The sequence below is a fragment of the Dolichospermum circinale AWQC310F genome, assembly GCF_000426925.1.
GTDB classification, from domain to species: Bacteria; Cyanobacteriota; Cyanobacteriia; order Cyanobacteriales; family Nostocaceae; genus Dolichospermum; species Dolichospermum circinale.
On sequence record NZ_KE384673.1, the window covers coordinates 55,843 to 73,158 of the forward strand.

The window sequence follows — 17,316 nt, forward strand, 5'->3', positions numbered from 1 at the left end:
TATCATTGCCTAGGTTGGATTGGTTACCCAACATTATTAAACCTGATGATTAAAGATTGTGTTGGGTTGCGCTGTCGCTTAACCCAACCTACCTTTCTACTACCTTTCTACACTACGAGGATCAAGTGCGTCTCGCAAACCATCACCTAAAACATTGAAAGATAAAACAGTGATAATAATTAAGATTGCTGGTGGTAAAATCAGCCAAGGTTGTAATACTAAAATAGAAGCATTACTAGCTAAAGAAAGCATATTTCCCCAAGAAGGATCTGGTTGTTGAATCCCCAAGCCAATCAAACTTAATACGGCTTCTGCACCAATAAAACTAGGAATTGTCAAAGTAGCAGAAATAATAATATAAGTAGCAGTTTGCGGCAAAACATGACGAATGATAATATAAATTGGATTACCACCCATTACCTTTGCAGCTTGCACAAATTCGAGTTCTTTGATTGATAATACCTGTCCGCGAATTATTCTGGCTAAACCAGCCCAGCTAATTACAGAAGTGATCAAGATAATTAATAAAAATCGCTGAGTGCTGGTTAATTTTGGACTCAAAATACTTGATAGTGCTACTAATAAATAAATACTGGGAAAGGTCATCAAAACTTCTGCTAAACGCATGATTATACTATCAATTAAACCACCAAAATAGCCAGAAATACCACCAATAAACAACGCCAATGGATAGGTGACAATGATGCCAAAAATGCCAATAAACATACTAATACGACCACCATGCAACAAGCGACTAAACTGGTCTCGTCCTTGTTCGTCTGTTCCCAAAATATTAAATTTTGCGTCACCAATAACGCCAAACAAATGCCAATTTAAGGAAATTCCAGGAATAATTGTGATCTCTTGCCATTTTGGCGGTAGGGAAAGACTGAATTTGAATAATTGGTATTCTGGTCCAGTAACAAATAAGCGTAATGGAGAAGGTTTTGTTTTGTCTACAATTATTTTTCTCTCTCCAGTTTCTAAATTAGTATCACCTTGTATTGTAGGATATATATGAGGTCCAATGAATTGCCCCGACTCAGATAGCCAATGAATGGGAGTAGGTGGGAGTAATGAACCATTGGCTTGTGAATCATAAGGGTTATAAGGAGCGATAAAATCAGCCGCAATCACTGCTAAATAGAAACATAATAGGACAATTGCCCCAGATCGTGCTAGAGGATTTTTGTTGAGTCGTTGCCACCAATTCATAGTTTTTGATGTAAAATTTGATGTTGATTGATGCTGATTATTTATTGATCAAAGTATATATCAATAAATTAGACAAAAAACTACAACTCTATATTTATGAACAATTTGCATCTCCACCGCGCTCAATTTCCGGCTTTAAGTAATAAAATTTATTTTAATTACGGAGGACAGGGACCTATGCCCCAAGAGGCTATGGATACTATTGCTCAATCTCAGGCACATATTCAAAGTATCGGTCCTTTTGGCAGTGAAGCGTATAGTTGGATATCACCGCAAATACAATCCAGCCGAAAAGCGATCGCATCTTTATTAAATGTGCCAAGTGACACAATTACTCTCACAGGTAATGTTACCGTAGGTTGTAACATTGCCATGTGGGGTATTGATTGGCACGCTGGTGATCATCTATTGCTTTCCGACTGTGAACACCCTGGAGTCATCGCTACGGCTAGGGAAATTGCCCGTAGATTTGCGGTAGAAGTTACTACCTGTCCCTTAATGGCTACTTTAAACGCAGGAGATCCTACCAGTATTATTGCTGATTATCTCCGTCCCCATACCCGCTTAGTAGTATTAAGTCATGTTTTGTGGAATACTGGTCAAGTTCTACCTATTGACAAAATTGCAGAAGTATGTAAAAGCAATAAATCCCTGTTATTGATAGACGCAGCCCAATCCGTGGGTGTTCTTCCCTTGGATTTAACCGCATTGGGTGTGGATTTTTACGCATTTACTGGTCATAAATGGTTATGCGGTCCTGCTGGTGTGGGTGGTTTATATGTCTCTCCCGAAGCAAGATCAAGCCTACATCCTACTTTTATTGGTTTAAATGGAGTTATTACAAATAGTCAAGCACAACCAACGGGTTGGCAACCAGATGGGCGCAGATATGAGGTTTCTACTTTATCAACTTCATTATATGTGGGTTTAAAAGCAGCAATTACAATTCATGAACAGTGGGGAACAGCAGAGGAAAGATATGAGAGAATTTGCCAAAATAGTCAATATCTTTGGCAAAAATTAAACTCTTTATCTGATGTCAAATGTTTAAAAAATTCCCCTCCAGAAAGTGGATTAGTTTCCTTTCAATTAACTAATCAACCTAGTTTAAAATTGGTGCAATATCTAGAATCACAAAAGATTTTAACTAGAACAATTGCTAATCCTAATTGTATTCGTGTGAGTGTTCATTACCTAACATTAGAATCAGAAATTGATCAATTAATAACAGTGATCTCCAGTAGGTTGGGTTAACGCAAAGAAACCCAACTGACACAAATTCTTGTTACCTTTTACCTTTCAAATCATGGAACGACCAATTATATATATAGCCATTACTAATCATGGTTTTGGTCATGCTACCCGCACAGCTTCTATAGCTAATACCATTCAAAAATTATGCCCGGAAGCGTTATTGATTTTGGTAACTACTGCACCGCGTTGGTTACTAGAATCCTATATAGAAGGTGATTTTATTTTACGTCAACGGGCGTTTGATTTAGGCGTGATTCAAATTGATAGTTTGATCATGGATAAACCAGCGACTTTAGAAAAATTGCGAGAAATCAAAAAAAATCACAAATCCTTAATTGCTTCAGAAGTTAATTTTATTCGTCAAAATCGTGTTAATTTGATTTTAGCAGATATTCCTTTTCTGGCTGCTGGATTTGCTGAAGCTGCGAATATTCCTTGCTGGATGATCAGTAACTTTGGTTGGGATTTAATTTATCGAGACTGGGGAGGAGAATTTATAGAAATTGCTGATTGGATTAGTAATTGGTACGCAAAATCTAACCGGTTATTTCGTCTTCCTTTCCATGAACCTATGTCAGCTTTTCCCCATATTACCGACGTAGGTTTAACAGGTGGTTCTCCCCGTTTTTCTATTGATGAATTACGCAGCAATTGGGGAATAAATACACCTCCAGAAAAAACCATTTTACTAACATTTGGCGGTTATGGTGTGCAACAAATTCCCTATACCAATATTAGCAGATTTCCCGATTGGCAATTTATGACGTTTGATTTTTTAGCCCCAGATTTACCGAACTTAATTAAAGTTACAAATCGTCAATATCGTCCTGTAGATTTTATGCCAATTTGTGGGAGAATTATCTCTAAACCGGGTTATGGGACATTTTCAGAAGCGACGCTTTTAGATGTACCAGTAGTAACTATACCCCGTGATGATTTTGCCGAAGCAGCTTTTATGTTAGCAGGAATTACTAATTATAATCATCATCAAATTATCACTACATCGGAATTTTTTCAAGGTGATTGGGATTTTCTATATCAGTTACCCCAACCACCAAAACAAAAACAGGTAATAAATAAAGATGGCAATGAAACAATAGCTAAAACTGTGATAGATTATTTCTAAGTATTTAGATTCCCGACTTCTGCTATAGAAACTGGACTTTGTTATAAACATCTCCAGAAAATAGTTATCACACAGCATATAGCGGCCTAGTTTTTACTCAAGTATCAAATAGTTGAGGATTTTAGGTGGGTATTACCCACCATTATGTTAAATTAGCAACTCATTAATCTTCGTGATCATCAAAGGGATCATCTAATTCCTGGCTTGGGGGTCCAAAGGATGTGTAAATTGCCATACCAGTGATAGCCACTAGTGCCGCACAAAAGGAAATTCCCAGCACTGTAGCGGGTTCTAAGTCCATAAATTTAGTTACATATTATGAGATCAATATTTATAGAATATTACAAAATTTAACTTAAATAACCTATCGGACTCCTCAATTTTGAGGTTTTGCCAATTTCATCTATAATGTCTTTATCAAATGCCAATAAAATTAAAAAAAGCTTTTGCTACTGATCTTAGGTGAATTATGGCACAACGGACTAGGTTAGGGGATGTTCTCAGACCCTTAAATGCTGAGTATGGTAAAGTGTCCCCAGGTTGGGGAACGACACCTTTAATGGCTGTGTTTATGGGTTTATTTTTCGTATTTCTGCTCATTATCCTCCAAGTCTACAACAAGTCTCTGCTAATTCAAGATGTACTTGTTGATTGGCGTAGTTTAGGGGGCTAATGGTCATCCAGTTATGAAGCTAAAATGACAATCTACCCGGCTTGTCCGGGTTTTTGTTATTCATAAAAAATTCCGAAAAATAGCGATAAAATTAAACTATATAGCAAGAAGCCTTCTAGGTTTATAGGAGAGGAAGATGAATATATTTGGTATCGGTTTACCAGAAATGGCGGTAATTATGGTGGTAGCACTATTGATATTTGGTCCAAAGAAGTTACCAGAAATTGGCCGCAGTTTAGGGAAAACCATTCGCAGTTTCCAAGAAGCTTCTAATGAATTTCAAACTGAGTTCAAACGAGAAACTGAACAATTAAAAGAAACTGTACAAACAACAGCTGAACTAGAGCCTAAACACATCGAAGCCGGAAAACACCAGCAGGAAAATATACAAGGATGAAGGAGGGAGAAGTAAAACAACCGACTTTAGTAATTCCCCAGCTAATTGTCGGACTAGGAAACCCAGAGCCTAAATATGACCAAACTCGCCATAATATTGGTTTTGCAGCTATAGACAGTTTAGCACGTGCTTGGCAAATTTCTGTAGCTGAAAATCGCAAATTTCAGGGCGAGTTTGGTGAAGGTACTGCACCAGGTAGCGTTAAAATCCGCTTACTTAAACCTTTAACCTATATGAATCTTTCAGGACAGGCTATACAAGCAGTAACGAATTGGTATAAATTACCTCCTGAATCCGTGTTAATCATTTATGATGATTTAGATTTACCTCTGGGAAAAACGCGTTTACGCTTGTCTGGTTCTGCGGGTGGACATAATGGTATGAAAAGCATTATTTCCCATTTGAATACTCAAAATTTCCCACGGTTGCGAATTGGTATAGGTAAACCGAAAGGTGCTATAGATGGGGATAAGTCTGATACTGTTGCTCACGTTTTAGGACGATTTTCTACTGCTGAAAATAAAGTGATGTCTCAAGTTTTAAACTTTGTCGTTGATTGTGTAGAATTTAGTTTTAAACAAGGTGTAGAAAAGACGATGAATCTTTGCAATACTCAGAATTTTGCAGGTGTTGAATCTTGAGTAAAATGTCATATGAAAATATTGAAAAAATGAAGTTGAAAAAATTAAAGATAAAAAATGTAAAAATAGAAAAAATATCCAAAATTATCAACATGACTCCCTTACCCGATTATCGTCCCAAACAGTTATCAGTAGGTCCACTAGAAGCAGAAATTCTCAGTATCGTGTGGGAACTAGGTTCAGCAACAGTTAAAGATGTACATGATCGCATCCTAGCAGATCCAGATCGTGAATTAGCTTATACCTCCGTTACTACCGTTCTCCGTCGTCTCACGGAAAAAGGCTGGTTAGCTTGTGATAAGCAAGGAAAAGCCTTTTATTGGCGGCCATTGTTGACTAAACAACAAGCAGAAGTGATCAAAGCTCATGAACAATTACAGCGATTTTTAGCAGTAGGAAATCCTGATATAATTGCCGCATTTGCTGATAGTCTAGATCAAGCTGCGACTGATCAAATAGAAGCGATCGCAAAACGCATTCAAGCCGCACGGGAAGCCAGAGGAGAAAAATAAATATGCATTTATTTATGATAATCACCGCTGTTGCCGTTGCTTACTGGTTAAGATCCTCTGGTAATATACCCCAAGGTAATTGGCATTTACGATGGCAAAAAACCCTATTTTTATTCCTCTTTCCTCCTTTACTGATCTTCATGACAGTTACCGCTGTAGTCTGTATGGGTACACAAGGGAAAATGGGCGGAATGTATACCAATTCTTTCAGTTATATCCTAGCATTAATTTCTCTGGGATTTTTTAACATCTTAGGGCTTAAACTTGTTTTGGGTGGCTGGAAGGCGATTAAATCCGCTCGTGAATGTCCCCAACTGAATCTGAATGGTAAAAAAGTCCGAATCCTACAAACAGGGGCTTTATTTGCCGGACAAATTGGTTTTTGGCAACCGGAGTTAGTCGTCAGTGAAGGATTACTAGAAACCCTTTCCCCAATCCATCTAGAAAGCGTCTTAGCCCACGAACAAGGGCATTATCAATATAGGGATACGTTCTGGTTCTTTTGGCTGGGTTGGATGCGTTCCTGTACCGCATTGTTGCCCAATACAGAACCTTTATGGCAAGAGTTGTTAGTTTTACGTGAGTTACGGGCTGATAGTTACGCTGCATCTCAAGTAGATCCGTTGGTATTGGCAGAATCATTGTTATTAGTCGTAAGCAATAACCCAATCACATCCGATGTCTGCTGTGCTGCTTTAGGTGCTGGCGATCGCTTGGAACAAAGAATCGAAGCTTTATTAACACCACCTGAACCAATATCAGCAGCACAATTACCATCCTGGCGGATTTTTCTCCTCGCCTTTCTCCCCCTAATTACAGTCGTATTTCACACTTGAATTATTTCCTCTCTATTTTCTAGAGAGGAAGGAAAAGCCAAAATTGAATTAAAATCGGAACGTAGTCAAGAGAATTATTAGCTTCTAAGCGAGTAAACAACTGGTCTTTACCCGTGAAACTACTCACCAAATTCAGGCGAATGCGATCGCTAAAAATAGTATTATCTTCGAGTTTACGTCCCCCTGAGTATACTGGGCCTCCTTAACCCCTTCTCGACCCGCTGCGGGGTCCACATTAATTGTCCGCCAGCGGTCAGAGTCTAACGCCCTATCCCCACGAAAAACACCCCCAAGACTGAAAATTACCTCCCCACTTAACTTAATAGTAGGGGAAAATTGTTGACTTTCTAGTACAGCAGTCCGATTTTCCAAGCCATTTATCCTCTTCCGTATTTCTACTAATCCATCTGCAAACTCCTGTTGCAGTAAATTAACAGCAATCAATAACGGAGTAATCCACAATTCCGTAGAAAAGTAGACATTTACCTCACACCTCAAATCTTTAATACCAACTTAGTAGGTACGTATTAATACCAACTAAATTGGTACTCTGGAGCAAAGGCTACAAATTTTCTATGGTTGGTAAAATTTGTTTTTTAGCGGTTTTTAATTGCTTCCAAAGCATTTGAATTTGAGTGTAAGCATCCTCTGGTGACAGCTTACCAGCAGTTTGCAGGTTACAAATATAGCTTACCCGTTGGGAAAATTCCTGTAAACTAGAGTTAAAAATCAAATACTCTGGCTGCAATTGACCGGAATATTTATAGCGAGGATACAGAAAATCGGTTAAATTAGCTAAAAAATCAGAATCTTTTGGCATTGTCGTGTACATCCATCAGCTAGTAAAAAAAGGCTCATTTTTCCAATAGGATTTTAGAGCCGTAGTATAACCAATTAAGTTGGTAATTATCCTCTAGGCTTAGTGGAAAAAAAGTAATTGACAATACAATTTTTGCAATTTCTTCAGAAAACATTTACCAGCTTTATTGGTAAGTGTTATGGTAATCTTGGTAAAAGTATGCCGAGTGTCAATTCCATGAGTAAAAATTTCTCTCAGTCCAGTTTACCCATCAAAAGAAGAAAACTACTAGTCTTAATCACTACAGCCCTAGCTGCTTTGCTACTAACAATTGGCTTACCAACCTTAACTTCTGCCCCTGTTGTAGCACAATCAAACTCAACCTTGCTTGTGTCCGCCGCTGCTAGTTTAAAAGAAGCCCTGGAAGAAATTAAACTCCTATACCGACAAAGTCAACCAAACGTCAATATTAGTTATAACTTCGGTAGTTCAGGGGCATTACAGCAACAAATCGAACAAGGCGCACCATCGGATATTTTTATATCTGCGGCGAAAAAACAAGTAGATGCTTTAGAACAAAAAGGACTTTTGGTGGGAGGAACTCGGAATATTATTGCTAAAAACAAATTAGTTTTGGTAATCCCTAAAAATGCCGTTGGTATCACTAGTTTCTACAGTCTTAAAGATGCAAAAGTCAAAAAAATCGCCATTGGTGAACCCAGAAGTGTACCCGCAGGACAATATGGACAACAAGTATTAGAAAAGTTGAAAATCTGGTCAGAAATTAAATCAAAACTGGTGTTTGCGAATAACGTGCGTCAGGTTTTAGCATCTGTAGAAACTGGTAATGCTGATGCAGGTTTAGTATATATAACTGATGCCAAAATCTCTGATAAAGTCAAAGTTGTAGTTACAGCCGATGAAAAATACCACTCTCCCATTATTTATCCGTTAGCAGTTATTAAAAGTAGCAAAAATGTTGATGCTGCTAAAGAATTTTCCCAATTTTTATCTAGCAATCAAGCCAAGGCTGTATTCAAAAAATATGGGTTTATTCTGCCTTAATCATCGGTGAAATTTTAGATCCCCGACTTTTTTTAATAAATCAGAATTTATTTATAGGATTAAATAAAGAAGTCGGGGATATTACCCAGGATTTATTAAACCACCTGAATCCTGACCGAAAAATTTTAGATTTTAGATTTTGAATTGGGAATTTTCGGTACAAGTTCCCCGTTCCTTCTGGACGGAATTAATCAAAAATCGCCAATCTAAAATCCTCAAGCTCTACACTTGTTTGGTGAAGTCAATCCAAAATCTATTGACATTTCAATTCTGATGAGGTACAAAGTTGAATCATGAAACTCTTGTGGTGCGGGCATCTTGCCCGCTCTTGCATTTTCGATCTTCCCTGACGTTTTTTAACACGAAAAATAGTCCCAGCACAAACTTCCAAAATTGGAGACTTCTACCAATTTTATTGGTGGTGTGCTACTGAATTATTTCTGCTTTAGGGTATAATACCAACTAATTTGATTTAAATCAAACAGTTTAACTATGTAGTCAAAGTATAAAAATTTTATCAAAGAAACTATGCCACAGGATTTATCACCGCTTTGGATATCATTGAAAACGGCTTTACTCGCAACCTTTATCACTTTCTTTTTAGGTATATCTGCTGCTTATTGGATGTTGGGATATCGCGGTAAAGGTAAATCTTTAATTGAGGGTATATTTGTTGCACCGTTGATTCTACCACCTACAGTAGTTGGGTTTTTACTGCTGATATTCTTTGGTAAAAATGGTCCAGTTGGTAAACTTTTAGAACCCTATGATACCACAATTGTTTTTACTTGGTATGGTGCTGCCATCGCCGCTACAGTAGTTTCATTCCCATTAATGTATAAAACTGCACTCGGAGCTTTTAGCCAAATTGATGCTAATCTTCTGCGAGTAGCGAGAACCTTGGGTGCTAAAGAATTGACAATTTTTTGGCGCATTAGTTTACCCTTAGCATTTCCAGGCATTGTAGCTGCCACAACCTTAGCTTTTGCGAGGGCTTTGGGTGAATTTGGGGCAACTTTAATGTTAGCAGGTAATATTCCTGGACAAACACAAACGATGCCCATGGCCATATATTTTGCAGTAGAATCTGGGGCAATAAATGAAGCTTGGTTTTGGTCAATTGCCATGATGATCATTTCCCTTTCAGGTATTACTCTAGGTAATTTTTGGCAAGAATTTCAGGATAAACACAAACTCACAAAATCATCAATAAAACCGATAGAATTAGAAAATAAATCCTCTTCTTTATTAGTTGATTCCTCCTTAGCTAGTTTGTTTTTAAATATCGAAAAAAGACTAGATAATTTTCATCTAAAAATTGCCTTTAATACCAATAATCAACCACTAGGATTGTTGGGAGGTTCTGGCGCAGGAAAAAGTATAATTTTGCGTTGTATAGCAGGCATAGAAACACCCACAAGAGGACAAATCATTTTAAATAATAGAGTATTATTTGACTCAGAAAATAACATTAATATTCCCATTTATCAACGACGGATTGGGTTTTTATTCCAAAATTATGCCTTATTCCCACATCTTACTGTAGCCCAAAATATCGCCTTTGGTATACCAAAATATATAGATACTAAAACAGAGGTAGAAAAGCAATTAATAGCCATGAAATTACAAGGATTTGGAAACCGCTATCCCCACCAACTTTCCGGGGGACAACAGCAACGGGTAGCATTAGCTAGGGCTTTGGCCAGTAAACCAGAAGCATTACTTTTAGATGAGCCATTTTCTGCCCTTGATACCCATTTACGCAGTCAATTAGAACAACAAGTTACAGAAATCCTGGCTGATTATTCTGGTGTAACTTTGTTTGTTACTCATAATATGGAAGAGGCTTATCGTTTATGTCCCCATTTGTTAGTATTAGAACAAGGAAAAGCCGCTCATTATGGTTCTAAATATGAGATTTTTCAACATCCTGCGAGTGTAAATGTTGCTCAACTTACAGGTTGTAAAAACTTTTCTCGTGCTAATATTTTATCACCTCAAAAAATAGAAGCAATTGATTGGGGTTGTACTCTTGAAGTTAGAGAAAAAATTCCTTCAGAATTGTCTTATGTTGGTATTCGCGCTCATCATTTGATTTTTACAAAAGATCCTCAGCAAGTAAATACATTTCCTTGTTATTTAGTTCGTACCAGTGAAACACCTCACAGAATGACAGTATTTCTTAAATTACATTCTGTTGGTAATCATGCCAATGATTATCATTTACAAGGGGAAATTTATAAAGAAAAATGGGTAAATATTCAAGATCAATCTTTTCCCTGGTATGTGCAGTTAGAACCTTCTCGGTTACTTTTAATGGAGTAAATAGTCTGTAGCTATTCTTGACTACAGGAGAATGGCCTTTTTTACCAGCAGGGGGGTTATTTGCAATCTGTACCTGCTGCGGTGTGGCTGGGGGAGAGTTACCAAGTGCTGGGGGATGTTAAGGCTAGTAAACAATGGTGGGAAGTAGCTTGTGAGGAATATCAGGAATTAAGGGTGTTTAACCCGGCTATAGCTGATTACTGGTTAGGGAGAGCCTTAGTGGGTTTGGGTGATAAATCAGGGGCTAGACGGGCTTATGAAAGTGCTTTAAGTCAGCAGTTATTGTATCCGGCTCGTGGGGAAGTGGAGAAGAGCTTGAAGCGACTGAAAAGTAAGGTGAGGAAGGCTTCGGGGGGTTGAGGGTGGATTTTTGGGGAGAAAATTTGCCTGTAACTCGAAAAATTCACAAATTTGGGTTGGGAAACGTTTAAGAGATGTGGGAAGAAAAACCACTAATCAAATTCAACTCATAAAGGACTTTTGAACATGAAACGTACAATTAGCTTTTTGGCGACACTAATGTTTGCCTTTGTTGTATCTTTTGGTTTTGTAGTAAATAGTGCTAGTGCAGCCCCCACCACATGTATTATTGATTCTGCAACTCCTTGTAAAGTAACTCTTAAGGCCAAGGATTCAGTGGACGTGTTTTTTGATAACGGGGCGGAACTAAGGATTATTTACCAGAGCTTGACCGCTAGATATCCAGTGCAGATTTCGCAAACAATTGGAGCTACACCATTACCATCAGTAAACTTACAGCCTGGTCAAATAACTACCCAAAGTTATCCAACTGGTGGTGCTACTACTGCATTTTTCATAAACGATGCTGCTGTGGTGGGTGCTGACGCTTCCTTAATTATATCTGTGAGGTAGTTAGGTTAGTCAGTCGTTTCACAAAATACGCCTGATAAACCCCGTCTACCTTGAGAACTTTAGTTTTTTGTAATTAGGGGTGGGTTTTGTATATAAGCTATTCGTTTTCAGTGATAACCTATCGACTAAACCTGCCCCTACCACTAGAATATAACAGAATAATAGACCTACCCTTTGGAACTATAGGTTTCAACTTAGACTTGAACGGGGTTTAACCCTCTTCCATTTTGAAATGATTTCTTTTCCCCCTAAGTTCTGAAGAACTATCTCTAATCAATCAATACCATGACTACTTATAGCCATACACTAAATATTAGTAATCCATGTTTTGCCACAATTGACGTACAGCAAAGCTATACAATCGGCTTTGCTCCAGGTATCAAGCTGGAAGCTTCTTTCAGAAACCTAAACCCTACTAAACCAGCGCAAATTGGTATACTAATTGGTAGTCAACAACTGCCCCCACTACTTCTTCAACCAGGTCAAACTGAAACTCAAACATACGATATTTCACAGTTTTCATATATAAATTTTATCAATGAAGCTCCTCTTCGAGATACTCCTGTGTACATCTTTGTACAACAGCTAATCATAAATTAAGTTCTTACTTCATCCCTTGCCTGACCACTTTTCAAAAGCTTAATGATCAACAAGGAGAAATTAAATGGCTGGCGATTTATTTATCATGAACATAACCGAAGATGAGATGAAGGTAATAGAGAAAGCCGGAGGGCAAATAGACCGTAACATACATCATTCTAATCGTGTTGAACCAGGAGCTTTCAACACGCTGAGAAATCAGTTAAACGCAGATGAGCAAAATAGAAATGGACTTCCTCCTCATGCCTACATTCGGTTCACTCGAAATAACTACATACAAAGTCCTCTGTTAGAAAATTTCTTAGCCAAGGTATCCCGACCCCTGGGAGTAGTCACCAATCAACCCACACTTAGTGACTGGAATCAAATAATTCATGATAGAACTAAGTACATAGCGCAAGCACTTGAAAAAATTACTGTGACATTGGAATATTACCAATATGGTGGTAAAGACTTGTTGAAAGCACCTTTTGCAAACCAATTTAACCGTATACCTGAGCGGTAACCGTATAGACAAAAGAAACCAAATAATCCAACAGGGTTAGTGCATCTTAAAATCTATTGATAATTGGACTGCTCAGTGCGATCGCTTTTTTTATGAGAGATGGGGGAGTGCGATCGCTTTTTATTTACAGAAGTGCTTAGGCACCCAGAGCCACGTGATCGCTTTTTTGTGGAGAGATAGCTAATTATCGCTTTGGGGAATTTGGGAGGGCGATCGCCCATATCTCATCAAAGCCATTTTACCGCAGTGCGATCGCCCTACTTATCCCAGAGAGGGATCATTCCTAATCTTGACTTAAAGACATTTTACCAGAGAGCGATAGCGAAGCGCTCCGTAGGAATCGCTTTTTTGATTTGTGGAAGGCGATAGCGAAGCGCTCCGTAGGAATCGCTTTTTAGCAAACAAAATCAACTACCATTCAACTTGAACTGAGTAATTAGCAAAAACAGAATCACAACTGATCAGCACAGCATTTTCTCTATTAGCTTGAGCAATCAATAACCGATCAAAAGGATCTTTATGATACAGGGGTAAACTATCTAAAGCTAAAATATGAGCAACAGTAATTGGTAATATTTCGATGTAATTATTTTGTTGAATAAGAATAATTTCTTCTAAAGTTTTATTTAATGTTAGTTTACCTAACTGCTGTTTAATTTGTATTTCCCAGAGACTAACAACACTCAATAATCTAAGATTATCTTTATTCGTCAATAGCTCTAAGGCTCTTTGAGACAGTTTTGATGGCTGACTATCCCAAAAAACAAAAGTATGTGTATCTAACAGTAATTTCATGGATTTTGCAACCAAAATTCATCGGATAAAGGTTGATCAAAATCATCACTCATGACCATTGCACCTAAGTTTAATCCGGGAAGTGGAGTATTTTCTGATTCCCAGACATTTGGCTCAATAGAATTAAGTAGAGTTAATCTAGCAATGGGAGTATTCCCATTAGTAATTACTATTTCTTGGTCATTTTGAATCAAGGATAGTAATTGACTAACGCTGATTTGTAATTGTTGAATATCCAGTGTTTTGGTTGACATAGTTGTTACTTTGAACATTATATTTGTCTATTATAGCTTAATCTTTCCAAGGCGTAACTTACCTTTCAGATTAAAAGTAGCTTGCTTCCCTGTAGGGATAAAGCGATCGCCTATCTTCTATCAAAGCAATTTTACCTCAGAGCGATCGCTTATTTTTCATCAAAGTCATTTTACCAAAGAGCGATAGCGAAGCGCTCCGTAGGAATCGCTTTTCTGATTTGTGGAAGGCGATAGCGAAGCGCTCCGTAGGAATCGCTCCTCATCTTAAATCTATGAAATAAAAGGTGGGATTTGTTCTAAGGAAACTAAACCATTGTCTTCAAAATCAATCTAAGGTTTAAAACCAGATGCTAAAATAGGGACTACTTTTTCTCGATTGTCCCAAACAATGGTTGCTAAATGTATAGATAACAACGTCTCCCTCCCATCGGCTAATCTGGCAAGGGTAGTCGAATATAACGGTAGATTCATCGCACTGACTGCTTGTGGTGGTAAAGTAAGATGGTCGTTGAATCCAGTATCAATAATAAAATCAATAGAAAAATTTGGTTGTGTCTGTAAACGAAAAATTACTGGCACAATCTGCCATCAATTAATCTTCCGTAAATCATTTGACAGTCCGCTCAATCGCTCCTCCAAAGCTGACAGCAACATCATAACCAATCCGCATCGTAAATAATCTGGCATTTGGTTTCTTTTGCTTTAACTTTAATGCTGTTTCTACACCAGTTTTATCAATTCCGTATTCGCCAGTTTCCGCATCAATTACAATCATTTGTCCAATGTGATCATCACATTCCACTTGTTGACGAATGCCATTTTCATAAAAGTGTTTAGCTCTTTGGGCAACTTCTTCTACAGTCCAAAAAATAGCCTGCATGATTATTACACCTCCTTGATGCTCTCTAATTATTTTAGCTGAATTTTAACCAAAGAGCGATAAGCGATCGCTTATCTTTCACGAAAGCCATTTTACCAAAGAGCGATCGCTACTTCCTGACCCAACAACCCCAACGCCTACCTCAGCCATTCTGGGACATCCAAATCAGAAAGCCCAAAATTTGATCAACTGGTGGTAGTGAATAATCATTCAAGTCAATGGTTACTGTTTGTCCTTCTAGTTGGAGAAACCGCCAAACCGTACCACTTGTCACCGTTCCGTAAATTGTGGAAATCGGCTGCTGCTTCTGTTGATTAAAGCGTTGTGCTGCTACCATTTCGGCTAAACATTGTCCCAGTCCTGGTTTCAGGTCTTCTTTCTTCGCTTCCACCAAAACCACAGCCGGGGCTTTAATATACAATTGTTCTGGAGAGCGACTAATCAGAAAATCAACATAACCCGTCAAATCAACCTCTGGCTGTACGTTGAACTCTTCGCCGGAAAAGACGCTAATTTGTCCATGAAGCTGACGTTTGACTTCTAGTAAAACGGGATTGATAATGCCTTCAGAACGCGCTTTTTCACTACCTACTGCAACTGCCCAAGGTATGGTTTCTTTCAATGTATCTTTGAGCAAAGGACTCGGATTAAATGGGGAAATCTCTGGTAGAAAGCGATCTCCTTCAACAATTGTCAGTTGAAAATCATCTACAGCTTTACTCAAAGTAAATTTACTATAAGGCATAAAAGTTTTCTCGATAATTGGTAATATAAAGATATTTTACCGAAAAGCGATCGCCTTGATAATGGGAAATTGAGGGCTTGACACTGCCCATCGTAGACATCGCTGACAAAATAAGTAGGTGAGCGTTAAAAATTGTCGTTGGGATAAGGCAGAGGATCAGGGAGCAGGGGGAAAGAGTTTGAGCTTGCTTTTCTTCACATACCTTGAATTTTTTTTGTCAACTTACTTATGGGCTACACTAGTGATAGGAAAATTTCTACTAGAATCAATCCTCAAATAATCTACCTATTTCGATATATTAGTGAAACGTGACTCCATTTATTACCAAATTTTCAAGCGATTTCCGGCGTTAATATTTGAACTCGTTGATAATCGCCCCGAACAGGCGCAAAACTATCGGTTTGAGTCAGTTGAGGTGAAAGAAACCGCTTTTAGGATTGATGCTGTTTACAAGTTTTCATCTTTGAGTAGAGAGGAAGTAGAAGCTATGCTGGGAGTGACTTTAGAGGAAACAAGGGTTTATCAAGAAGCCAAAGCTGAGGGTCGAGAACAAGGTCGAGAGCAAGGTCGGGAACAAGGTCGAGAAGAGCGGGAAGCTGAAATGTTGAAAGTTACCGTCCCCCTGTTACTAAAAACAGGAATGAGCGTAGAAGAGATTGCTCAAAAACTCAATGTTAACGTAGAATCTGTCAGGCTGTCCGCACAGGAGAACACTGACAAGGCGTAGAAAAATATCAAGATTTTGAGTATTTTAGCTGATTGACAAAAGCTATTTTATAGGAAGTGCGATCGCATTTCCTACATCTCTAAAATGCGATCGCCCGTTTAGAGATAGCTTACATTATTATCTAAATATAAAACCAGCGGACTATCTGCTGCTGCCAAGAGGTATTATTTTAAATAAGTTGTACAACTTACCTTTTCTTGACTATAACTAATTTTATTTAGGGTTTTCTCATAAATGGGAGAGACTGAAATATATATCTTGATTATCTTGATTTTCAGCCTCCCTAAAATTAACTTAATTCCAATAAACCTTGATAACCTGTAACAATTCTATTACCATCTTTGAGAATGTGAACCTCAATTTGATCACTAGCCCAAGTGATTTTATCTGCAAATTCTGGGTTAAAAATATTCACATTTTGATTACTAGAAGAAACCGGAGAATCAGGAGAATTAATTGCTAGAGATTTTACAAAAGGACCATCAATCAAAATATCTAATTCTGCTAATAATTCTTTTGCACCTGGAGGGGCAGAATTAGATTGTAATTGCTGGAGTGTAAAACCAGTAAAAGACATAATATTTAAACCCGCTGCTTTTAACTTTTTGGCTAAAATCGTTAATGCCGGCGCTTGCCAAAATGGTTCACCCCCAGAAAAAGTTACACCCGTATTATGGGGATTTTTGAGAATACTTGCAGCCAAGGTATCAATAGCCACTAAATCATTAATCTCAAATGCCCAAGAGTCAGGATTAAAACAACCGGAACACTCACGGTTACAGCCTTGTACCCAGACAACAGCCCGACAACCTGGTCCATTAACTTCCGATTGGTCAACATAACCCATAATATTAAGATAGCCGGGGGGAATATCCGCGAGTCCTAGAGATGGGTTCATGCGCTTGGTTTCCATCTTTTGTCAACTCCTTTTCAACTTTTCCTATTACTTGCTAATATAACGAGACTCTCCAAAACTGTGGAGAAAAAAAATCAAAAGAAAATATCAGCTTTTCTCACTTTTGGCTTCCGATACTTTTTTGCTAACTAATGCTAACAAATACATAAGTTGAGATTTTTTTCTTTCAACCAAGGCG

24 protein-coding genes are annotated in these 17,316 nt (G+C 38.0%); 14 read left to right on the plus strand and 10 right to left on the minus strand.

Annotated elements, in window-relative coordinates; genetic code table 11:
* Nucleotides 1-99: 99 nt before the first annotated feature.
* The gene (locus ACIR310F_RS0107145) at nucleotides 100-1,215 is read right to left on the minus strand and encodes an ABC transporter permease (protein ID WP_028083227.1); all 1,116 of its coding nucleotides are present in this window, start codon (nucleotides 1,213-1,215) and stop codon (nucleotides 100-102) included.
* A gap of 96 nt (nucleotides 1,216-1,311) precedes the next feature.
* Between ACIR310F_RS0107145 and ACIR310F_RS0107150 the strand changes: the two genes are divergently transcribed.
* Both ACIR310F_RS0107150 and ACIR310F_RS0107155 read left to right on the plus strand, forming a co-directional pair.
* The gene (locus ACIR310F_RS0107150) at nucleotides 1,312-2,469 is read left to right on the plus strand and encodes an aminotransferase class V-fold PLP-dependent enzyme (protein ID WP_028083228.1); all 1,158 of its coding nucleotides are present in this window, start codon (nucleotides 1,312-1,314) and stop codon (nucleotides 2,467-2,469) included.
* A 52-nt stretch (nucleotides 2,470-2,521) separates the two neighbouring features.
* Complete coding sequence (locus ACIR310F_RS0107155) at nucleotides 2,522-3,595, plus strand: hypothetical protein (protein ID WP_028083229.1); 1,074 nt, start codon at nucleotides 2,522-2,524, stop codon at nucleotides 3,593-3,595.
* Nucleotides 3,596-3,758: 163 nt separating this feature from the next.
* Here ACIR310F_RS0107155 and psbN read toward each other — a convergent pair whose 3' ends face one another.
* Nucleotides 3,759-3,896, minus strand: a complete 138-nt coding sequence (gene psbN / locus ACIR310F_RS0107160) for a photosystem II reaction center protein PsbN (protein ID WP_015083402.1) — start codon at nucleotides 3,894-3,896, stop codon at nucleotides 3,759-3,761.
* A gap of 168 nt (nucleotides 3,897-4,064) precedes the next feature.
* On the opposite strand from psbN, the gene psbH reads away from it, so the two are divergent.
* The 5 genes from psbH to ACIR310F_RS0107185 all read left to right on the plus strand — a co-directional run bounded on the left by psbH (nucleotide 4,065) and on the right by ACIR310F_RS0107185 (nucleotide 6,654).
* The gene (psbH, locus tag ACIR310F_RS0107165) at nucleotides 4,065-4,268 is read left to right on the plus strand and encodes a photosystem II reaction center phosphoprotein PsbH (protein ID WP_028083230.1); all 204 of its coding nucleotides are present in this window, start codon (nucleotides 4,065-4,067) and stop codon (nucleotides 4,266-4,268) included.
* A gap of 136 nt (nucleotides 4,269-4,404) precedes the next feature.
* Nucleotides 4,405-4,665, plus strand: coding sequence for a TatA/E family twin arginine-targeting protein translocase (locus ACIR310F_RS0107170; RefSeq protein WP_028083231.1), 261 nt, complete (start codon nucleotides 4,405-4,407; stop codon nucleotides 4,663-4,665).
* Nucleotides 4,662-5,306, plus strand: coding sequence for an aminoacyl-tRNA hydrolase (pth, locus tag ACIR310F_RS0107175; RefSeq protein WP_028083232.1), 645 nt, complete (start codon nucleotides 4,662-4,664; stop codon nucleotides 5,304-5,306). The genes ACIR310F_RS0107170 and pth overlap by 4 nt, the downstream gene beginning before the upstream one ends.
* A 92-nt stretch (nucleotides 5,307-5,398) precedes the next feature.
* Nucleotides 5,399-5,818, plus strand: coding sequence for a BlaI/MecI/CopY family transcriptional regulator (locus ACIR310F_RS0107180; protein WP_028083233.1), 420 nt, complete (start codon nucleotides 5,399-5,401; stop codon nucleotides 5,816-5,818).
* A 2-nt stretch (nucleotides 5,819-5,820) separates the two neighbouring features.
* Complete coding sequence (locus ACIR310F_RS0107185; protein WP_028083234.1) at nucleotides 5,821-6,654, plus strand: M56 family metallopeptidase; 834 nt, start codon at nucleotides 5,821-5,823, stop codon at nucleotides 6,652-6,654.
* 132 nt (nucleotides 6,655-6,786) lie between these two features.
* Here ACIR310F_RS0107185 and ACIR310F_RS0107190 read toward each other — a convergent pair whose 3' ends face one another.
* Together ACIR310F_RS0107190 and ACIR310F_RS0107195 are read right to left on the minus strand one after the other, a co-directional pair.
* On the minus strand, nucleotides 6,787-7,116 hold the full coding sequence (locus tag ACIR310F_RS0107190) for a carbohydrate porin (RefSeq protein WP_028083235.1): 330 nt from the start codon (nucleotides 7,114-7,116) through the stop codon (nucleotides 6,787-6,789).
* A 100-nt stretch (nucleotides 7,117-7,216) separates the two neighbouring features.
* A complete protein-coding gene (locus ACIR310F_RS0107195) occupies nucleotides 7,217-7,474 on the minus strand; it encodes a DUF7219 family protein (RefSeq protein ID WP_028083236.1) in 258 nt (85 codons plus the stop codon).
* Between the two features lie 249 nt (nucleotides 7,475-7,723).
* Here ACIR310F_RS0107195 and modA point away from each other — a divergent pair, with 249 nt between their 5' ends.
* From modA to ACIR310F_RS0107225, 6 genes are all read left to right on the plus strand, one after another.
* The gene (gene modA, locus ACIR310F_RS0107200) at nucleotides 7,724-8,518 is read left to right on the plus strand and encodes a molybdate ABC transporter substrate-binding protein (protein WP_028083237.1); all 795 of its coding nucleotides are present in this window, start codon (nucleotides 7,724-7,726) and stop codon (nucleotides 8,516-8,518) included.
* 528 nt (nucleotides 8,519-9,046) lie between these two features.
* The gene (gene modB, locus ACIR310F_RS0107205) at nucleotides 9,047-10,843 is read left to right on the plus strand and encodes a molybdate ABC transporter permease subunit (protein ID WP_028083238.1); all 1,797 of its coding nucleotides are present in this window, start codon (nucleotides 9,047-9,049) and stop codon (nucleotides 10,841-10,843) included.
* A gap of 60 nt (nucleotides 10,844-10,903) precedes the next feature.
* The gene (locus ACIR310F_RS0107210; RefSeq protein WP_028083239.1) at nucleotides 10,904-11,203 is read left to right on the plus strand and encodes a tetratricopeptide repeat protein; all 300 of its coding nucleotides are present in this window, start codon (nucleotides 10,904-10,906) and stop codon (nucleotides 11,201-11,203) included.
* Nucleotides 11,204-11,329: 126 nt separating this feature from the next.
* Nucleotides 11,330-11,716: a hypothetical protein gene (locus ACIR310F_RS0107215; RefSeq protein WP_028083240.1), complete on the plus strand. Its 387-nt coding sequence runs from the start codon at nucleotides 11,330-11,332 to the stop codon at nucleotides 11,714-11,716.
* 285 nt (nucleotides 11,717-12,001) lie between these two features.
* Nucleotides 12,002-12,316 (plus strand): hypothetical protein, encoded by a 315-nt coding sequence (locus ACIR310F_RS0107220; RefSeq protein WP_028083241.1) that lies wholly within the window; start codon nucleotides 12,002-12,004, stop codon nucleotides 12,314-12,316.
* Nucleotides 12,317-12,401: 85 nt separating this feature from the next.
* The gene (locus ACIR310F_RS0107225) at nucleotides 12,402-12,821 is read left to right on the plus strand and encodes a hypothetical protein (protein WP_155963664.1); all 420 of its coding nucleotides are present in this window, start codon (nucleotides 12,402-12,404) and stop codon (nucleotides 12,819-12,821) included.
* A gap of 411 nt (nucleotides 12,822-13,232) precedes the next feature.
* Here the strand turns inward: ACIR310F_RS0107225 and ACIR310F_RS0107230 are convergent, their stop codons facing one another.
* The 5 genes from ACIR310F_RS0107230 to ACIR310F_RS0107250 form a co-directional block, all read right to left on the minus strand.
* A complete protein-coding gene (locus tag ACIR310F_RS0107230; RefSeq protein WP_028083243.1) occupies nucleotides 13,233-13,616 on the minus strand; it encodes a type II toxin-antitoxin system VapC family toxin in 384 nt (127 codons plus the stop codon).
* Entirely contained in the window at nucleotides 13,613-13,870 is a 258-nt protein-coding gene (locus ACIR310F_RS0107235; RefSeq protein ID WP_028083244.1) for a type II toxin-antitoxin system Phd/YefM family antitoxin, read from the minus strand. The genes ACIR310F_RS0107230 and ACIR310F_RS0107235 overlap by 4 nt, the downstream gene beginning before the upstream one ends.
* Nucleotides 13,871-14,200: 330 nt before the next feature.
* Complete coding sequence (locus ACIR310F_RS21810; RefSeq protein WP_071604801.1) at nucleotides 14,201-14,449, minus strand: hypothetical protein; 249 nt, start codon at nucleotides 14,447-14,449, stop codon at nucleotides 14,201-14,203.
* A gap of 28 nt (nucleotides 14,450-14,477) precedes the next feature.
* Nucleotides 14,478-14,750 carry a hypothetical protein gene (locus ACIR310F_RS0107245; RefSeq protein ID WP_028083245.1) on the minus strand — a complete coding sequence of 91 codons (273 nt, stop codon included), beginning with the start codon at nucleotides 14,748-14,750 and terminating at the stop codon, nucleotides 14,478-14,480.
* Between the two features lie 142 nt (nucleotides 14,751-14,892).
* On the minus strand, nucleotides 14,893-15,495 hold the full coding sequence (locus ACIR310F_RS0107250) for a hypothetical protein (RefSeq protein WP_028083246.1): 603 nt from the start codon (nucleotides 15,493-15,495) through the stop codon (nucleotides 14,893-14,895).
* A 301-nt stretch (nucleotides 15,496-15,796) separates the two neighbouring features.
* On the opposite strand from ACIR310F_RS0107250, the gene ACIR310F_RS0107255 reads away from it, so the two are divergent.
* Nucleotides 15,797-16,222 carry a DUF2887 domain-containing protein gene (locus ACIR310F_RS0107255; RefSeq protein ID WP_028083247.1) on the plus strand — a complete coding sequence of 142 codons (426 nt, stop codon included), beginning with the start codon at nucleotides 15,797-15,799 and terminating at the stop codon, nucleotides 16,220-16,222.
* A 289-nt stretch (nucleotides 16,223-16,511) separates the two neighbouring features.
* Here the strand turns inward: ACIR310F_RS0107255 and ACIR310F_RS0107260 are convergent, their stop codons facing one another.
* Complete coding sequence (locus tag ACIR310F_RS0107260) at nucleotides 16,512-17,135, minus strand: 4Fe-4S single cluster domain-containing protein (RefSeq protein ID WP_028083248.1); 624 nt, start codon at nucleotides 17,133-17,135, stop codon at nucleotides 16,512-16,514.
* Between the last annotated feature and the right edge of the window lie 181 nt (nucleotides 17,136-17,316).

What these genes read in the sequence shown, in the direction of transcription:
- ACIR310F_RS0107145 (WP_028083227.1), bottom strand. Translation starts at nt 1,215, where the DNA reads ATGAATTGGTGGCAACGACTCAACAAAAATCCTCTAGCACGATCTGGG.
- ACIR310F_RS0107150 (WP_028083228.1), top strand. Translation starts at nt 1,312, where the DNA reads ATGAACAATTTGCATCTCCACCGCGCTCAATTTCCGGCTTTAAGTAAT.
- ACIR310F_RS0107155 (WP_028083229.1), top strand. Translation starts at nt 2,522, where the DNA reads ATGGAACGACCAATTATATATATAGCCATTACTAATCATGGTTTTGGT.
- psbN (WP_015083402.1), bottom strand. Translation starts at nt 3,896, where the DNA reads ATGGACTTAGAACCCGCTACAGTGCTGGGAATTTCCTTTTGTGCGGCA.
- psbH (WP_028083230.1), top strand. Translation starts at nt 4,065, where the DNA reads ATGGCACAACGGACTAGGTTAGGGGATGTTCTCAGACCCTTAAATGCT.
- ACIR310F_RS0107170 (WP_028083231.1), top strand. Translation starts at nt 4,405, where the DNA reads ATGAATATATTTGGTATCGGTTTACCAGAAATGGCGGTAATTATGGTG.
- pth (WP_028083232.1), top strand. Translation starts at nt 4,662, where the DNA reads ATGAAGGAGGGAGAAGTAAAACAACCGACTTTAGTAATTCCCCAGCTA.
- ACIR310F_RS0107180 (WP_028083233.1), top strand. Translation starts at nt 5,399, where the DNA reads ATGACTCCCTTACCCGATTATCGTCCCAAACAGTTATCAGTAGGTCCA.
- ACIR310F_RS0107185 (WP_028083234.1), top strand. Translation starts at nt 5,821, where the DNA reads ATGCATTTATTTATGATAATCACCGCTGTTGCCGTTGCTTACTGGTTA.
- ACIR310F_RS0107195 (WP_028083236.1), bottom strand. Translation starts at nt 7,474, where the DNA reads ATGCCAAAAGATTCTGATTTTTTAGCTAATTTAACCGATTTTCTGTAT.
- modB (WP_028083238.1), top strand. Translation starts at nt 9,047, where the DNA reads ATGCCACAGGATTTATCACCGCTTTGGATATCATTGAAAACGGCTTTA.
- ACIR310F_RS0107215 (WP_028083240.1), top strand. Translation starts at nt 11,330, where the DNA reads ATGAAACGTACAATTAGCTTTTTGGCGACACTAATGTTTGCCTTTGTT.
- ACIR310F_RS0107220 (WP_028083241.1), top strand. Translation starts at nt 12,002, where the DNA reads ATGACTACTTATAGCCATACACTAAATATTAGTAATCCATGTTTTGCC.
- ACIR310F_RS0107225 (WP_155963664.1), top strand. Translation starts at nt 12,402, where the DNA reads ATGAACATAACCGAAGATGAGATGAAGGTAATAGAGAAAGCCGGAGGG.
- ACIR310F_RS0107230 (WP_028083243.1), bottom strand. Translation starts at nt 13,616, where the DNA reads ATGAAATTACTGTTAGATACACATACTTTTGTTTTTTGGGATAGTCAG.
- ACIR310F_RS0107235 (WP_028083244.1), bottom strand. Translation starts at nt 13,870, where the DNA reads ATGTCAACCAAAACACTGGATATTCAACAATTACAAATCAGCGTTAGT.
- ACIR310F_RS0107245 (WP_028083245.1), bottom strand. Translation starts at nt 14,750, where the DNA reads ATGCAGGCTATTTTTTGGACTGTAGAAGAAGTTGCCCAAAGAGCTAAA.
- ACIR310F_RS0107250 (WP_028083246.1), bottom strand. Translation starts at nt 15,495, where the DNA reads ATGCCTTATAGTAAATTTACTTTGAGTAAAGCTGTAGATGATTTTCAA.
- ACIR310F_RS0107260 (WP_028083248.1), bottom strand. Translation starts at nt 17,135, where the DNA reads ATGGAAACCAAGCGCATGAACCCATCTCTAGGACTCGCGGATATTCCC.